Source organism: Streptomyces sirii (genome assembly GCF_045690365.1).
GTDB lineage: Bacteria > Actinomycetota > Actinomycetes > Streptomycetales > Streptomycetaceae > Streptomyces > Streptomyces sirii.
The window spans coordinates 131,106-146,502 of the sequence record NZ_CP147982.1 but is presented as its reverse complement, the minus strand read 5'-3'; the positions used below and the strand labels follow the sequence as shown (position 1 = coordinate 146,502).

Below are 15,397 nucleotides of genomic sequence, written 5' to 3'. Positions count from 1 at the left end.
TCGCTTCCCTCCTACCGGTGCTGCCACGCGGCTGTGACGCGCCGCTCGCTCGGGTCGTGGCCGGTGACGACCACCGTGGCGCCCTGGGCGAGCAGAGTGGGGCCGGGGAAGTCGACGGGTACCGGCTTCGCGTCGGCGGGCGCGTCGGGCGTGGGGCAGGCCGGCGGGAAGGGCGCGGCGGTCTCGATCAGCTGCCGGTAGTGGTCCAGCCACTTCGCGTTGTTGAAGCTGACCGCCGCGGTGACGCGGCCCTGGTAGCCGTATGCGGCGACGAAGCGGTGGTCGGGCACGGATCCCTGGGTGACGACGACCTCGTCGGCGAAGGTCGGCACGCCGACGGACTTGATGTTGACGCCGAACTGGATCGACCAGAACGTCGGGATGGACAGGTGGGGCCAGCGGTCGGCCTGGGCGCTGACCATGTTGTGCGCCGCGACCTCGGCCTGCTCCACGGCGTTGGCCCAGTGTTCCAGCGAGATGAGCCGGTACTCGTAGATCGGGTTCGGGCAGCGTGCCACGTCTCCGGCGACGAAGATGTCGTCGGTGATCAGGCCGTTGAGGGTGAGGGCGCGGCAACCGGTGTCGCAGGCGATTCCCCAGACACCCGCCGCCAGTCCCGAGTCCCGCAGCCAGTCGGTGTTGCGGATGCCGCCGAGCGCCACCACCGCCACGTCGGCGTCGACGGTGCTGCCGTCGGAGAAGTGAGCGCGGCGGAAGTGCCCCTGTGCGTCGCCCTCCAGGTGGGTGACCTTGACACCGCAGCGCAGGTCGACGCCGTGGGCGCGCTGCATGTCCGACGCGACCTGGCCGATCATGGCGCCGAGCGCCCCGACCAGCGGGGCCGGCGCGAGCTCGGCGACGGTCACCGGGATGTCGCGCTCGCGGCAGATGGAGGCGATCTCGGAGCCGGTGAAGCCCGCGCCGATGACCAGTACGCGGGAGGGCCCGGCGGCGAGGGCTCGCTGCAGGCCGTCCGCGTGCTCGCGCGTGCGCACGACGAACACCCCGTCCAGGTCCGCCTCGGACTCGACGAACCAGGGCCGGGCCCGTACCCCGGTGGAGATCAGCACTCGGTCGAAGGGAACCTCGCGGCCGTCGGCGAGATGCACGCGGTTGGTCGCCAGGTCGAGCCCGTCGGCGGGCACGCCCAGCAGCCACTCCGCATCGATGTCACGACGCCGCGGCAGCGTGGTGCCCCCGGCCGGCACCCACCCGGTCAGCACCTGCTTGGACAGCGGAGGCCGGTCATAAGGCTCGCCCACTTCGTCACCGATCATGGTCAACGACCCGGTGAACCCCTCGGCGCGCAGCGCCTCCGCGGCCCGCAGCCCCGCCAGTGACGCCCCGACGATCACGACGCGGCCGTCGCGCTTGAATGCTTGCAGGGTGTCAGCGCTGCTCATGACGACGGCGCCTGAACCGATGCGTCCCGCTCCTCCAACTGGTCGACCAGAATGGCCTGGAGCGGGCAGGCAGCCGCGGCGCGCAGCACCTGTTCACGCTGAGCGTCGTCGGGATTCGGGTTGTACATCAGCGCTTCCTCGCCGTGCATCCGGAAAGCGTCGGGAGCCAGGAACGCGCACTGCGCATACCCCTGACACCGGGAAAGATCAACGACAACTTTCATCCCGAACTCCCTTTCAGGGACTGCAAAACTGCGGGCCCTGAGGCGGCACCACTACGACGCCCAAAGCGCGAAGCACGCCTTCGAGAAAGGGGTTCGACGGTTTCTCACCCCTGCGAATGCGAGGGGGTACACCACGCTTGTCAAAGGTCTCCGCAGAAAGAGTTGATCAACGCGAATGAGGTCCCGGCGTCTGCCAAACCGCCTGGAGAACCTGACCTTTTCATCAAAAGCCTATCCCGCGTCCACGTCGTCCGCACCTTGGGAAAGGGACGTGCGGGCGTCGGTCACCCCAGCGTCCGACGGTTGATCGAATAGGAGAAGCGCGCCTCTGAGCTGGGCGGATGGGGATTGTCGAAGGGACTGTCCATCGCGGTTCGGCAAGCACACCCGCCAGCCTCAGGCATATCCGACACAACAACCACCCGGACCGGGCCGCCCGGCTCGCCGGGGAGCAGCAGCTACGGCTGCCCGCCGAGTACCGCGGCGCCCGCATGACGCCGTGGCCAGCCGTGTCCCGTGAGCATGTCGGCACGTTCCTCGCGGTGGTCAACCCGGCGCTGCTGTCCGGCCTTCCGTGGCCGGACAGGCGACGGTCGAGCCGGTGCCGAGGCCGACGGTCATACCGTCCTCTATGATCTCGGCCGCAGCCTCGGCGGCAAGCTGCTTCTCATGCTCGACGCTCATGGATGTCCTCCTCCTTGACCAGGCCGAGTCTCAGGCCCAGGGCAGCCACGCCCGGGCATGCGATGACGCGGGTCACAGGATGAACTGCTCGACCGCGTTCGCGAAACCCTCCTCCTCGTTGCTCGTCGTCACCCGCCTCGCCGCGCGCTGGACCTCGTGGCTGGCGTTGCCCATCGCGATGGACAGTCCCGAGTGGGCGAACATGAGCACGTCGTTGGGCATGTCGCCGATCGTGGCGATCTGTTCGGGGGAGATCTGGAGCTTGGCGGACCAGTACTTGACGACACTGCCCTTGTTGGCCTGAGGATGGGTCACATCGAGGTAGTAGGGCTGCGAGCGGGCGGCCGAGACATGCTCGCCGAACTGCGCGCGAGCTGCGACCGCGGCCGCCTCTACGACCTCGTGGTCATCGCAGACCCCGACGACCTTGGCGGCGCCCTGCTCGAGCCCGTCGAAGCTGGGAACGAGTGTGGGCGCGAACTGCACCGTCCAGCTCTCGCGATCCACGTGCGGCCCCTTCGCGTCGCGGACGTACCAGTCAGCGCCCCGGTAGATCCAGACGCCGAGGTCGAACGACTCCATCAGCGCGACGACCGGGGTCACCACCTCCGCGGGAATGACATGCTGCTCGACAACAGTCATATCCGGATCGACGATGAGACCACCGTTGAAGGCGGCGAGTTCAGTGGCCAGGGCCAGGGGCTCGATGATCATGGACATGCCCCGGGGTGGTCTCCCGCTGGTCACCGCGAAGAGGACGCCGGCGTCGTGGAGCTTGTGGACCGCCTGGACAGCGCGGTCGGTGAGGACCTTGTCGCTCGTGACCAAAGTGCCGTCGACGTCGGCAAGAAGCAAGCGGATCGGTCGGGTTGGCATCACGCCTCCGTAAGCTCTGGTCGCGGCCGGTCCGGGTGGAGGGGCAACGGCTCATGGATGCGGGGGACTTGTCGGACTGATTCCCAGTCGGCTTTATTTCCAATGCTTTTGCGGGAACGCAATGCTTGGATATGCCCCTGGGCTGTCTATAAAACACCATAAGGGCGATGTCGCGAATGTAAGGGATGTATGAGAATATAAGGGATGTATAGCGAAGCTCTTGCGGGGCTTAATGTCCAAAATTCACACAACACATTTTGGGCCAGCCCCTGAGAGGAGCGGGCGGTGGCGCAGGCAATTCCGGACAAGACGGCCCACGTGCTGGGGGTCGACATCGGCGGGACCGGCATCAAGGGAGCGCCGGTCGACCTCGAACGCGGCAGCCTCATCGGTGAGCGGGTCCGGATCCCGACCCCGCAACCAGCGGCCCCGGGGGCAGTCGCGGATGTGGTCGTGCAGGTGCTCTCCCAGATCGGCGTCCCAGGACCGGTCGGGCTGACGCTCCCGGCCGTCATCCGGGGCGGCAAAGTCCAGACGGCGTCCAATATCGACCCGGCCTGGCTGGAGACGGACGCGGCCCAGCTCTTCGCAGAAGCGACCGGCCGCGACGTCAGTGTGGTGAACGACGCCGACGCGGCCGGGATCGCCGAGATGCGCTTCGGTGCCGGCAAGGGACGCGAGGGCGTCGTCGTGATGGTGACGCTCGGCACCGGTATCGGCAGTGCCGTCTTCTCCGACGGGCTCCTGGTGCCTAACAGTGAGCTGGGGCACCTGCCGCTGCACCACGAAGATGCCGAGGACTGGGCCGCGGAGTCGGTGCGCGAGCACGACGACCTGTCCTGGAAGAAATGGGCGCACCGTGTGGAGAAGTTTCTCGAGCTCGTCCAGCGTCTGCTGTGGCCCGACCTGATCATCATCGGCGGCGGTGTCAGCAAGAAGGCCGACAAGTTCCTGCCGTACATCGAGCTCAGGACCGAGATCGTGCCGGCGCAGCTGTTCAACGATGCGGGCATTGTCGGCGCGGCGCTCTTCGCCCCGACCGGGGAAGGTTGACCCCAGCCCGCCGCACTCGATATGCGGGCAGGGGAAGTACCTTCAGGGAGGCTCGCATTGAGCAACAACGACCTGGAAACACTTTCCGTCAACACGATCCGCACTTTGTGCATGGACGCCATCCAGGCGGCCAACTCCGGCCATCCTGGGACGCCGATGGGAATCGCCCCGGCCGCGTACACGCTCTGGCAGCGCTTCTTGCGCTTCGACCCGGCCGACCCGATCTGGCCCAACCGCGACCGCTTCGTGCTGTCGGAAGGACACGCCTCCGCATTGCTCTGGTCGCTGCTCCACCTCACCGGCGTGCAGACTGTCGACCCCGCCTACGAGGTCCTCGGCCGACCCGCCGTGAGCCTCGACGACCTCAGGACGTTCCGCCAGCTCGGCTCGCGCTGCCCAGGGCACCCGGAGTACCGGTGGACCAGCGGCGTGGAGACCACGACCGGCCCGCTCGGCCAGGGCGTTGCGACCTCGGTCGGGATGGCGATCGCCGGGCAGTGGCTCGCCGCCCGGTACAACCGCGACGACTTCACCGTCTTCGACTTCGACGTGTACGCGATGGCCGGCGACGGCTGCATGATGGAGGGGATCTCCTCGGAGGCTGCCTCGCTCGCGGCCCACCAGCGGCTGTCGAACCTTTGCTGGATCTACGACTCCAACCGGGTGACGATCGAGGGCCACACCGACATCGCGTTCACCGAGGATGTGGCGGCCCGGTTCATCGGCTACGGCTGGAACGTCACGACCGTGGCCGACGCCAATGACCTCGACGCCGTGGCCCGTGCGCTGCACACCTTCAAGTCCGAGAAGGAGCGTCCGACGCTCATCGTGGTGCACAGTCACATCGGCTACGGGTCGCCGGTCGAGGACACCCCGAAGGCGCACGGCGCGCCGTTCGGCGTGGAGGGCGTCAAGTCAACCAAGCGATTCCTCGGGATGCCGGAGGACAAGGACTTCTTCGTTCCCGACGGCGTCTACGAGCACTTCGCCGCAGGCGTCGGCGCGCGCGGTCGCGAAGCCCGGACGAGCTGGGTGGCTCGATTCGAGGCCTACCGAACCACCCACCCCGAGCTCGCCGACGAGTTGGAGCGCATCCAGCGGCGGGACCTGCCGGAGGACTGGGAGTCGGCGCTGCCGACCTTCGCGGCCGACCCCAAGGGCATCGCCGGCCGTGACTCCAGCGGCCAGGTGCTCAACGCGCTTGCCCAAGCCGTGCCGTGGGTGTTCGGCGGGTCGGCGGACCTGTCGCCGTCGACCAAGACCAACCTCACGTTCGCAGGCGCCGGCGACTTCCAGGCCGATGACCGCTCGGGGCGCAACCTCCACTTCGGGATCCGCGAGCACGCCGCCACCGCGATCACGAACGGGATGGCGCTGACCAAGTTGCGCTCGTACTGGTCGGGGTTCCTGATCTTCTCGGACTACGCGCGCGCCGCGATCCGGCTTTCAGCGCTCATGGAGATCCCGGTCGTGCACATCTTCACCCACGACTCGATCGGGGTCGGCGAGGACGGTCCGACCCACCAGCCGGTCGAGCAGCTCGCGTCGCTGCGCGCGATGCCGGGGCTGCTGGTGTTCCGCCCGGCCGACGCGAACGAGGTCGTCGAGACCTGGCGGGTCGTCGCCGCGCTCAGGCACGAGCCGGCGGTGCTGGTCCTTTCCCGTCAGGCGCTGCCGACCCTGGATCGCTCCGAGGTGGGGGCCGCATCCGGGGTGGCCAGGGGAGCCTATGTCCTGGTCGACGCGGCGGACGGCAAGCCCGACGTCGTCCTGCTCGCCACCGGATCGGAGGTGCAACTCGCGCTCGCAGCCCGTGACGAACTCGCCGCCGAGGGCCTCGCGGCTCGCGTGGTCAGCATGCCCTGCTGGGAATTGTTCGACCGTCAGCCCAAGGAATATCGCGACTCGGTCATCCCGCCCGAGGTCAGGGCCCGGGTCGCCATCGAGCAGGCGGCGACCCTCGGCTGGGACCGTTACGTCGGCGACGGCGGCGCGGTCATCGGCATGCACACGTTCGGGGCATCGGCGCCGCTCAAGCAGCTGCTGACCAAATTCGGCTTCACCCCCGAGAAGGTCACCCAGGTGGCCCGCGAGTGCGTGGATGCCGGAAGGGAGCAGGCGTGAACGTAACCCAGGCGCTTCACGAGCAGGGCCCGAGCATCTGGCTGGACAACATCACCCGTTCCATGCTCGATACGGCCGAGATCCAGCACTACATCGACCAGTACTCGGTGACGGGGCTCACCTCCAACCCCTCGATCTTCGACAAGGCGATCGGCTCCGGTGACTACGACGATGCGATCCGCGCGAAGGCGGCGGGCGGGCGCAGGGGCGAGGAGCCGTTCTTCGAGCTGGCCATCGAGGACCTGCAACGGGCTGCCGACCTGTTCCTGCCCATCCACGAACGCACCGACGGCGTCGACGGCTGGGTCTCGCTGGAGGTCTCGCCGCTGCTCGCCCACGACACGCAGCGAACGGTGGCGGCCGCCAAGGCGCTGCACGCCAGGGCCGACCGGCATAACCTCTTCATCAAGATCCCGGGGACGCCCGAGGGGCTGCCGGCGATCGAGGAGGCCATCGCCTCGGGCGTTCCGGTGAACGTGACGCTGCTGTTCTCGGCAGACCACTACCGGGCCGCGGCTGACGCCTACCTGCGTGGCGTCGAGCGCCGGGTGCAGGCCGGCCACGACCCCGCTGTCGGCTCGGTCGCATCGGTGTTCATGTCACGCTGGGACGTGGCGGTCCAGGACACCGCACCGGCCGACCTCACCGACACCCTCGCCCTCGCCGTCGGCCTCGACGTGTACCGGGCGTACCGCGAAGTGATGGGCTCGCAGCGCTTCCAGCGGCTGGAGAACGCCGGCGCGCGAATGCAGCGGCTGCTCTGGGCCAGCACGAGGACGAAGGACCCGGCCGCCTCCGACACGCTGTACGTCCACGGTCTGGCCGCGCCGTTCACGGTCAACACGATGCCCGACGACACCCTGAAAGCCTTCTTCGACCACGGCGAGATCGGAGTGACGCTGCCGTCGGACGGGGGCGAATCCGAGGCCATGCTGGCCCGCTTCGCGAGCGCGGGCGTCGACGTCAAGGCGCTTGCCGCCAAGTTGCAGAGCGAAGGCGCCAAGTCCTTCGTCGCGTCCTGGAACGACCTCATGGAGCGAATCGATGTGCAGAGCAAGGCCGTGGCCTGACCTCGGCGCCGAGCGGCCGGACTGAACCCATCAGAGGAGCAAGCCATGCCATCGACCGCCCTGCGCGACCGTCCTGCGTGGAAGGCGCTGGCGGGCCATCACTCCGAGATCGCCGGGCGCCACCTGCGCGAGCTGTTCGCCGCCGATCCGGGACGCGGCGAGCGGATGGCGGCCGAGGCAACCGGGCTGTACCTGGACTACTCGAAGAACCGGATCACCGACGAGGTGGACCTGATCGGCTTCGGCAACTCGCCCAACCCGCTCGGCAGCCACCACGACGTCCTCTCGTCGAACGTCTTCGCCCAGGCCCAGGCGCTCGGCTTCGGCAAGACCGAGGACGAGGTGCGCGCCGAGGGGACGGCGCAGGACGTGGCGCCGCACCGGGTGATGGAGGGCAACCGCCCGACGAACGTGCTGCTGGCCGAGGTGCTCACCCCGTACCGGCTCGGCACGCTGGTCGCGCTCTACGAGCACAGCGTGTTCACCCAGGGGACGATCTGGGGGATCGACTCCTTCGACCAGTGGGGCGTAGAGCTCGGCAAGGTGCTTGCTGTCGCGATCATCCCGGAGCTCGAGGGCGCGACCGAGCCTGAGCTCGGCCACGACTCGTCCACGAACGCGCTGATCCGGCACTACCGCACGCTCAAGGACTAGGAGGCACCACATGGCGACAGACAAGCCCATGCAGCTCGGGATGATCGGGCTCGGCCGGATGGGGGCGAACCTGGTGCGTCGGCTGATGCGAGACGGCCACCATTGCGTCGTGTCCGACGTCAACGCGGCCGCCGTCGACGAACTGGCCGGCGAGGGCGCGACGGGCGCAGACTCACTCCGGGATTTCGTTGCGAAACTGGACAAGCCACGGGCCCTGTGGCTCATGGTTCCGGCTGCGACCGTCGACTCCATCCTCGACCAGCTCGAGCCGTTGCTGGAGCCCGGCGACATCCTGATCGACGGCGGCAATTCCTACTACCGCGACGACATCACGCGCGCCAAGCGTCTTGCCGACAAGTCGCTGCACTATGTCGACTGCGGGACCAGCGGTGGGGTCTGGGGGCTGGAGCGCGGCTACTGCCTGATGATCGGCGGCGAGGACGAGGTCGTGGCCCATCTCGACCCGATCTTCAAGACGATCGCCCCCGGCGAGGGCAGCGCCGAGCCGACGCCGAGCCGGACCCGGGCCGACGGCACCGCCCCGCGCGGGTACCTGCACTGCGGGCCGAACGGGGCCGGGCACTTCGTGAAGATGGTCCACAACGGGGTCGAGTACGGGATGATGGCCGCGATCGCCGAGGGCCTCAGCATCATTAAGCGCGCGAACGCCGGCAAAGGCCGGCAAGAGGTCGACGCGGAGACGACACCGCTGCGCGATCCGTGGGCCTACCAGTACGACATCGACGTCGGAGAGGTGGCCGAGGTCTGGCGGCGCGGCTCGGTCGTCGGCTCGTGGCTGGTCGACCTGACCGCCGACGCCTTCGCCGGCTCGCCCTCGCTCGACGCCTTCGCCGGGCGGGTCTCCGACTCCGGGGAAGGCCGCTGGACCGTCCTCGCCGCAGTAGACGAAGGCGTCCCGGCACCGGTCATCACCACCTCGCTCTACGAGCGCTTCGAGTCCAGGCAGGCCGGGGAGTTCACCGACAAGATCCTCTCGGCGATGCGCTCGGAGTTCGGCGGGCACGCCGAAAAGAAGGGCTGAGGGCTGTGCATCACGAACTCGACGTCGTCGCCGACCCCGATGCGGTCGCCGGCACCGCGGCGGCGTTCGTGGCGCGGCTGGCCCGGGCCTGCGTGCAAGCCCACGGCCGATTCACGTTCGCCGTCAGCGGGGGGCACACGCCATGGGCGATGTTCGCGCGGCTCGCACATGAGGACGTCCCCTGGGAGCACGTGGCGGTGTTCCAGGTCGACGAGCGGGCCGCGCCCGACGGCGACCCGGACCGTAACCTCACCCACCTGCGGCAGAGCCTCGGTGCGGCCCCGGCCGAGGTCATCGCGATGCCCGTGAACGACGCCGACCTTGACGCGGCGGCCGCCGCCTACGGGCGGTCGCTGCCCGAGCGTTTCGACCTCGTTCACCTGGGCCTCGGCCCGGACGGGCACACCGCCTCGCTGGTGCCACAGGACCCAGTGCTCGAAGTCTCTGACCGGCCTGTGGCCCTGACGGCGCCTTACATGGGCCACCAGCGCATGACACTCACCTATCCTGCGCTCGCTCGCGCCCAGCAGTTGCTCTGGCTCATCACCGGAGCGGACAAGCGCGAACCTCTCTCAAGGCTCGTTGCGGGAGACCGGTCGATTCCCGCCGGCCGGGTCGAGGCGGCGGCGTCGCTCGTCCTCGCGGACGCGGCGGCGGCCGGCCGGAGCCCTGCTCGCGTCGGCTCCCAGTCGCGGGCGGGACCATGAATGATGCCCGACCCTATTGCCGTGCCGGCTCCGTAAGGAGGATGAGGTGGCTTCGAACTCGTCGAACGTTTCCGCAGACGTGCTGGTCGTTTTCGGGATCAGTGGCGACCTCGCACGTAAGATGACGTTCCGTTCGCTCTATCGGCTTGAGCGGCGCAAGCTGCTGACCTGCCCGATCGTCGGAGTGGCGCGCGACAACTGGTCCGACGACGCGCTGCGTGACCACGCCCGCGCGGCGATCAAGGCAGCGGGCGAGCCGCTGGACGACAGCGTCTTTGCCCGGTTCGCCGCTCGACTCAGCTATGTGCAGGGCGATTACGCCGACCCGGAGACGTTCCATCGCCTCGCCCGGGCGGTCAACGGCAAGCGGCGCCCGGTCTTCTACCTGGAGATCCCGCCGTCGCTGTTCGCCCAGGTGGTCGGGGGCCTGGCAGGCGCCGGGCTGACCAAGGGCGCCCGGGTTGTCGTGGAGAAACCCTTCGGGCATGACCTCGCGTCGGCGCGCGCCCTCAACGCCGAGCTGCGGCAGCTCCTCGATGAGGATCAGCTGCTGAGGATCGACCACTTCCTCGGCAAAGAGCCGGCGATGGACATCCAGTTCCTGCGGTTCGCCAACTCCGTGTTCGAGCCGGTGTGGAACCGCGACCACATCTCCTGCGTGCAGATCACCATGGCCGAGGACTTCGGGGTCGAGGACCGTGGCCACTTCTACGACCCGGTCGGCGCGCTCCGCGACGTCGTGCAGAACCATCTGCTGCAGCTGCTCGCCCTGGTGGCGTCCGAGCCGCCATCAGCCGCCGATGCGGACGCGCTCCGGGATCGCCGGGTTGACGTGTTCCGGACGATCCCCGACGCCGACCCGGCCCACTACGTCCGCGGGCAGTACGAGGGGTACCTGCAGGTCCCCGGCGTGCAGCCGGGCTCGCGCACCGAAACCTTCGTCGGGTTGCGGCTGGAGGTCGAGAACTGGCGCTGGTCCGGGGTGCCGTTCTTCATCCGCGCCGGCAAGTCGCTCCCCGAGCGAGTGACCGAGATCCGGATCGTGTTCAAGCGCCCGCCGCGGCTTGCGTTCGCGGAGCGGTTCGCGCCCGAGCCCGACCAGTGGATCCTGCGGATCGATCCGAGCCCTGGCGTGAACTTCCGCATCCAGGCCAAGCAGCCGGGCAAGCAGGACACGCAGCTGGTGGACCTCGACCTCCTCTTCGCAGCCGAGCTCGGTGAGGCACCCGAACCGTACGAGCGCCTGCTCAGTGACGCAATGCAGGGCAACGCGAGCCTGTTCACCCGGGAGGACTCGGTGGAGGAGACGTGGCGAATCGTCCAGCCACTGCTGGAGGCGCCCGGCGACCCCGAGCGCTACCGGCAGGGGACCTGGGGACCGGCGGGAACGAGCAAGCTCGTCGCCGGATATCCGGGATGGCACGAACCATGGATGCCGACGAGGCCTCCCGACTGACACAGCCGCGTCGCGGACCTGGTGAACCGCATGATGATCAGCCCACCTGCGTGAGGAACGGGTCCAGTCCAACGGATGGTGGCGGTCGTCAACTCAGACACCTGAGGAGGTATCCGTGGAGCTCGGCTGTCCGCACAATCTTTACCTGTTGGCCTTCGACCACCGCGGGTCGTTTCAGCGCTTCTGCGGTTGTGAGGTGCTGAGGGTTGGCCGAAACGCCGGTGCCCGTGACGCGTGTGACGCCCGGGTTGTCGGCGCGGGCTCGGTGCGCCGACACGTACCGGGCCCGCTCGGCCCATCACTCTGGGACGAGGTCTGGTGGTGCGGAGAGCCGCACCACGTCCCCTTCGATGTATGCCGTCTCACCCGTGGCGAGGGCCTGTGGCCCGACCAGGAGCCGCGCCGTCCCTTCGCCGGAAGTCCGTCGACGACGCGCATGGTGGGCAGTACGAGAACATCTGGCTGCGGACGAAGCGGTACGACGAAAAATTTCCCGATACCGGGCACTTTCTGCCGAACTCAGGGGTTTGGTGGTGCCGTGGATCCGCTGTAGGATCCACGGCCGCCGGTGTGGATACTGATCACCATGCGCATTGACTTTGATCCCGCTGCCATGTCCCGCAACGAGTTCTACAAGCTCCTGACCGCGGTGGTGGTCCCGCGGCCCATCGCCTGGATTTCGACGATCAGCCCTGATTGTGCTTCTGCGAACCTAGCCCCGCACTCGTTCTTCTCGATCGCGAGTGTCGCGCCGCCCGTTGTGCAGTTCAGTTCTGTCGGGCGCAAGGACACCCTGCGCAATGTCGAGGCGACCGGGCAGTTCGTGGTGAATTTTTCGCCGGCGGGGCTCATGGCGCAGATCAATGACACAGGGGCTGATTTTCCGCATGGTATGAGCGAATTCGAGGCAGCCGGCATCGAATCCGAGCCGAGTTTGCGGGTCAAGCCCTTGCGGGTGGCAGCTTCGCCCGTGGCGTTGGAGTGCGAGGTGCACAGCACGGTCGGGATCGGGGATTCCACCGTCGTCTTCGGGCGGGTGGTGCATGCGGTGGTGTCGCAGGACGTGTTGGTCGATGGGCACCCCGAGGTTTCCCGGTTGAAGCCGTTGTCGCGGATGGGGAAGAACGAGTGGGCCACGGTCGGCGATGTACGGGACCTCGCCCGTATCCCGTACGCGGACTGGCAGGGGCCGGCCGGCGACCGGTAGGGGGAAGGCGGGGTTCCGAAGTTCTTAGTCGGTTCCCTTGTGGGCTACTTCCGGATTGCCGGGAGGTCCGAGACTCTGTCGGGGCTGGGGCCTTGGGCGGGACTGGGGTCCTGGCGGTTGGAGCGTCCGGCTTTGATGGCCGGAGAGCCGGATGGATGCCTGCCTGCCTGGCTGGCTGAGTGACTGGAGTTGCTGTGACTGGTCTCGCTTCCGCGTCGAATGAGTCCGCGCCGTTCAGTCGGCGGGTTGCGTTACGGGCGGTGGCCGCCACGGCGGCTGCCGCGCCGATGGTGGCGGCGTACGGGTCGGGGACCGCGTACGCCGCCGACGGCGGGCGGGCGCTGCGGGTGATGACCTTCAACCTGCGGTACGCCTCGGACAGCCGGCCGAACTCCTGGGCCGAGCGCCGGCCCGTGATGCGGTCCCTGCTGCGTCACGAGGCGCCACATCTGCTCGGTACCCAGGAGGGGCTGTACGGACAGCTGCGGGACATCGCAGCGGATCTCGGCTCGACGTACGACTGGGTGGGGACGGGGCGGGGCGGCGGGAGCAAGGACGAGTTCGCGGCGGTCTTCTACGACGTACGGCGGTTGGCTCCGGTCGAGTACGACCACTTCTGGCTGTCCGACACGCCCTATCTGATCGCTTCAGCGACCTGGGGAAACACCGTCATTCGGATGGCGACCTGGGTGCGCTTCCGGGATCTGCGGACGGGCGGCGAGTTCTATGCGCTCAATACGCATCTCGATCATCTGAATCAGTATTCGCGGGAGCGGTCCGCAGCTCTGATCACGCAGCGGCTGGGCGGACTGGATGCCGCCCTGCCCCGGATCGTCACCGGCGACTTCAATGTCGCGGCGCACAAGAACCCCGTGTACGAGGCGATGCTCAATGGCGGGGCGCTCGTCGACAGCTGGGATGCGGCGGACGAGCGCAGCACCCAGTACGCCACCTTTCACGGCTACCGACCCCTGGTGCGGGACGGGGACCGCATCGACTGGATCCTCACCTCGCCGGGAGTGCGTACGCGGCGGGCGACGATCAATGCCTACTCCGCGCACGGTCAGTTTCCGAGCGATCACCTACCGGTGCAGGCGCTGGTCGAGTGGTGAGGTGAGGTGAAGTGGGGGAGGCGCGGCTGGTGAGGGTGGCGTCGCCTCTCAGGGGGAGTGCTGACGGGCGGCGGCGGAGCCGCGGATCTGCAGGCCGTCGAGGAGTTCCTGAGTCGCGGCCGCCACGGCGTCCACGGCGTCGTCGAACACCGCGCGGTTGTGCGCGGCGGGCGCACGGAAGCCGGAGACCTTGCGGACGTACTGCAGGGCCGCGGCCCGGATGTCCTCGTCGGTGACCGTGGGGGTGGTGGGCGGACGGAGTGTCTTGATGCTGCGGCACATGAGTCCAGTGTGCCCCCTGGCACTGACATCGCCGCCGAGAGCCGCCGGCGTCAGCCGTCGAGCCCGGTCACCCGCATGGTGATGTTGAGGCGGCCGCTGCTCAGCCCGGTTGCGGGGTCGCCGGTGCCGGGGCGGACCTTGGGCACGCCGTGGTACGCGAAGCGGGACGGGCCGCCGAAGACGAAGAGATCGCCGGAGGCCAGCTCGATATCGGTGTACGGCTTGGTGCGGGTCTCGGTGTTGCCGAACCGGAAGACGCAGGTGTCGCCGACGCTGAGGGAGACCACCGGCGCGCTGGAGCGTTCCTCCTTGTCCTGGTGCATACCGAGTTTCGCCTGGCCGTCGTAGAAGTTGATCAGCGCGGTGTCCGGAGTGTAGGTGTCACCGGCGGTGGCGTCCTGGTACGCCTCGACCAGTGCACGGCGGCCCAGTTCGACCATCCAGTCCGGGAATTCGGCGACCCGGGCGCCGTTCACGTCGTCGGCGGTGCGGGTGTACGCGTACGGCTGCCAGTGCCAGCCGATGCACACCGTTTGGACGGACATCACGCCGCCGCGCGGGAGCTTGGTGTGGCGGATCGGAGCCGGGCCGCGCGCCCAGCCACGGCAGGCGGTGACCAGCTCGCGCTGCTGGTCCGGAGAGAGCCAGCCGGGGACGTGCACGGCGCCGGGGGCGAGTTCCCGGCGGTCCCGGCCCGTGTGGGCGGTGTGAGGGTCGCTGCCCATACGGGCAGCGCGGGGGTGCTCCGCCGCCGTGGTGAAGCCCTCGAAACCGGGGAGGGGCGTGCTCATCTGCTCCTGCCTCGTCGCGCGACCACTGCTGAGTATTGATTCGCGCGAGGATCGATTCGCGCTGCCTCTCTAAAGCGTGCCACGGCCGGCGTCGCCGGCTGACGGCGCCGTGACCTGGTGGGTGACCCAGCCACGGTCGATCGTCCAGATCGCTCCCTCGGCCGTGGCCCCGCGCATGCCCTGCAGCGTGGCCGGGCCGGCCAGTGCGGGGAGGCGGGAGTCCCCGAGTGAGGCGAAGCCGTAGGTGCGGGCCGGGTCCCAGTTGGTGCTGTGGCGGAGCCGGCGACTCATTTGGGCCCAGCCGAGCGGGGCGGCGGCCACCACCCAGGCGTCCGGCTCCTCGGTAGTGAAGCGCACGGCCGCCCGCAACCAGGACGCGGCGGTCTCCGGCCAGTCAACCTTGGCGAGGACTGTCCGATCGCCCCTCGTGCGCCACGCCTCAATGAAGGCGGCGGCTGCGGAACGGGAAGCCGCGTCGCGGCTGTGGCCGACGACCACCGTGCTGATCCGGGTGCGCGGGGCGGTCAACAGACCCAGGAGCGCGCGGAGTTCGGCATCACGGTGCGGGCCGGGGGAGGGGAGGTCGCCGTACGCGGACGCCTCCGCGCGGGGGAGGAGGGGAGAGGTCATGGTGCGTCCTTGTTCGCGCGTCTGGTTCTGCCAGTTGGTACGGCAGGCCGCCTGCCGCTGTGGCTCGTGCTGCCGCCGCTCT

The 15,397-nt window shown here is 68.7% G+C and carries 16 protein-coding genes; 9 read left to right on the top strand and 7 right to left on the bottom strand.

Annotation, left to right across the window (positions count from 1 at the left end):
- Positions 1–11: 11 nt before the first annotated feature.
- The 4 genes from WAB15_RS00705 to WAB15_RS00690 form a co-directional block, all read right to left on the bottom strand.
- Positions 12–1,403 (bottom strand): NAD(P)/FAD-dependent oxidoreductase, encoded by a 1,392-nt coding sequence (locus tag WAB15_RS00705; protein ID WP_407284865.1) that lies wholly within the window; start codon positions 1,401–1,403, stop codon positions 12–14.
- Positions 1,400–1,627, bottom strand: coding sequence for a ferredoxin (locus tag WAB15_RS00700; protein ID WP_407284864.1), 228 nt, complete (start codon positions 1,625–1,627; stop codon positions 1,400–1,402). The genes WAB15_RS00705 and WAB15_RS00700 overlap by 4 nt, the downstream gene beginning before the upstream one ends.
- A gap of 546 nt (positions 1,628–2,173) precedes the next feature.
- Positions 2,174–2,311: a hypothetical protein gene (locus WAB15_RS00695; protein ID WP_407284863.1), complete on the bottom strand. Its 138-nt coding sequence runs from the start codon at positions 2,309–2,311 to the stop codon at positions 2,174–2,176.
- 72 nt (positions 2,312–2,383) lie between these two features.
- Positions 2,384–3,187, bottom strand: coding sequence for a Cof-type HAD-IIB family hydrolase (locus WAB15_RS00690; RefSeq protein WP_407284862.1), 804 nt, complete (start codon positions 3,185–3,187; stop codon positions 2,384–2,386).
- Between the two features lie 318 nt (positions 3,188–3,505).
- Here WAB15_RS00690 and ppgK point away from each other — a divergent pair, with 318 nt between their 5' ends.
- The 9 genes from ppgK to WAB15_RS00645 all read left to right on the top strand — a co-directional run bounded on the left by ppgK (position 3,506) and on the right by WAB15_RS00645 (position 13,612).
- Complete coding sequence (ppgK, locus tag WAB15_RS00685; protein ID WP_407284861.1) at positions 3,506–4,240, top strand: polyphosphate--glucose phosphotransferase; 735 nt, start codon at positions 3,506–3,508, stop codon at positions 4,238–4,240.
- Between the two features lie 57 nt (positions 4,241–4,297).
- Complete coding sequence (gene tkt / locus WAB15_RS00680) at positions 4,298–6,364, top strand: transketolase (protein WP_407284860.1); 2,067 nt, start codon at positions 4,298–4,300, stop codon at positions 6,362–6,364.
- Positions 6,361–7,434, top strand: a complete 1,074-nt coding sequence (gene tal, locus WAB15_RS00675) for a transaldolase (protein WP_407284859.1) — start codon at positions 6,361–6,363, stop codon at positions 7,432–7,434. Before tkt ends, tal begins: the two co-directional genes overlap by 4 nt.
- Positions 7,435–7,479: 45 nt before the next feature.
- Positions 7,480–8,088, top strand: coding sequence for a hypothetical protein (locus tag WAB15_RS00670; RefSeq protein ID WP_407284858.1), 609 nt, complete (start codon positions 7,480–7,482; stop codon positions 8,086–8,088).
- Positions 8,089–8,098: 10 nt separating this feature from the next.
- The gene (gene gnd / locus WAB15_RS00665; protein ID WP_407284857.1) at positions 8,099–9,130 is read left to right on the top strand and encodes a phosphogluconate dehydrogenase (NAD(+)-dependent, decarboxylating); all 1,032 of its coding nucleotides are present in this window, start codon (positions 8,099–8,101) and stop codon (positions 9,128–9,130) included.
- A gap of 5 nt (positions 9,131–9,135) precedes the next feature.
- On the top strand, positions 9,136–9,837 hold the full coding sequence (gene pgl / locus WAB15_RS00660) for a 6-phosphogluconolactonase (RefSeq protein ID WP_407284856.1): 702 nt from the start codon (positions 9,136–9,138) through the stop codon (positions 9,835–9,837).
- 46 nt (positions 9,838–9,883) lie between these two features.
- Complete coding sequence (gene zwf, locus WAB15_RS00655) at positions 9,884–11,293, top strand: glucose-6-phosphate dehydrogenase (protein WP_407284855.1); 1,410 nt, start codon at positions 9,884–9,886, stop codon at positions 11,291–11,293.
- Between the two features lie 586 nt (positions 11,294–11,879).
- Positions 11,880–12,500 (top strand): flavin reductase family protein, encoded by a 621-nt coding sequence (locus WAB15_RS00650; protein WP_407284854.1) that lies wholly within the window; start codon positions 11,880–11,882, stop codon positions 12,498–12,500.
- Between the two features lie 287 nt (positions 12,501–12,787).
- A complete protein-coding gene (locus WAB15_RS00645) occupies positions 12,788–13,612 on the top strand; it encodes an endonuclease/exonuclease/phosphatase family protein (RefSeq protein ID WP_407289132.1) in 825 nt (274 codons plus the stop codon).
- 48 nt (positions 13,613–13,660) lie between these two features.
- Here WAB15_RS00645 and WAB15_RS00640 read toward each other — a convergent pair whose 3' ends face one another.
- The 3 genes from WAB15_RS00640 to WAB15_RS00630 form a co-directional block, all read right to left on the bottom strand.
- On the bottom strand, positions 13,661–13,894 hold the full coding sequence (locus WAB15_RS00640) for a DUF2277 domain-containing protein (RefSeq protein ID WP_399149184.1): 234 nt from the start codon (positions 13,892–13,894) through the stop codon (positions 13,661–13,663).
- 50 nt (positions 13,895–13,944) lie between these two features.
- Complete coding sequence (locus tag WAB15_RS00635; protein ID WP_407289131.1) at positions 13,945–14,619, bottom strand: alpha-ketoglutarate-dependent dioxygenase AlkB family protein; 675 nt, start codon at positions 14,617–14,619, stop codon at positions 13,945–13,947.
- 135 nt (positions 14,620–14,754) lie between these two features.
- Positions 14,755–15,315: a hypothetical protein gene (locus tag WAB15_RS00630; RefSeq protein WP_407284853.1), complete on the bottom strand. Its 561-nt coding sequence runs from the start codon at positions 15,313–15,315 to the stop codon at positions 14,755–14,757.
- Between the last annotated feature and the right edge of the window lie 82 nt (positions 15,316–15,397).

Excerpts from the sequence above, each read along its gene's own strand:
- WAB15_RS00650 (WP_407284854.1), top strand. The coding sequence starts at position 11,880 with ATGCGCATTGACTTTGATCCCGCTGCCATGTCCCGCAACGAGTTCTAC.
- WAB15_RS00695 (WP_407284863.1), bottom strand. The coding sequence starts at position 2,311 with ATGAGCGTCGAGCATGAGAAGCAGCTTGCCGCCGAGGCTGCGGCCGAG.
- WAB15_RS00635 (WP_407289131.1), bottom strand. The coding sequence starts at position 14,619 with ATGGGCAGCGACCCTCACACCGCCCACACGGGCCGGGACCGCCGGGAA.
- WAB15_RS00645 (WP_407289132.1), top strand. The coding sequence starts at position 12,788 with ATGGTGGCGGCGTACGGGTCGGGGACCGCGTACGCCGCCGACGGCGGG.
- WAB15_RS00690 (WP_407284862.1), bottom strand. The coding sequence starts at position 3,187 with ATGCCAACCCGACCGATCCGCTTGCTTCTTGCCGACGTCGACGGCACT.
- WAB15_RS00705 (WP_407284865.1), bottom strand. The coding sequence starts at position 1,403 with ATGAGCAGCGCTGACACCCTGCAAGCATTCAAGCGCGACGGCCGCGTC.
- gnd (WP_407284857.1), top strand. The coding sequence starts at position 8,099 with ATGGCGACAGACAAGCCCATGCAGCTCGGGATGATCGGGCTCGGCCGG.
- WAB15_RS00670 (WP_407284858.1), top strand. The coding sequence starts at position 7,480 with ATGCCATCGACCGCCCTGCGCGACCGTCCTGCGTGGAAGGCGCTGGCG.
- WAB15_RS00640 (WP_399149184.1), bottom strand. The coding sequence starts at position 13,894 with ATGTGCCGCAGCATCAAGACACTCCGTCCGCCCACCACCCCCACGGTC.
- WAB15_RS00630 (WP_407284853.1), bottom strand. The coding sequence starts at position 15,315 with ATGACCTCTCCCCTCCTCCCCCGCGCGGAGGCGTCCGCGTACGGCGAC.
- WAB15_RS00700 (WP_407284864.1), bottom strand. The coding sequence starts at position 1,627 with ATGAAAGTTGTCGTTGATCTTTCCCGGTGTCAGGGGTATGCGCAGTGC.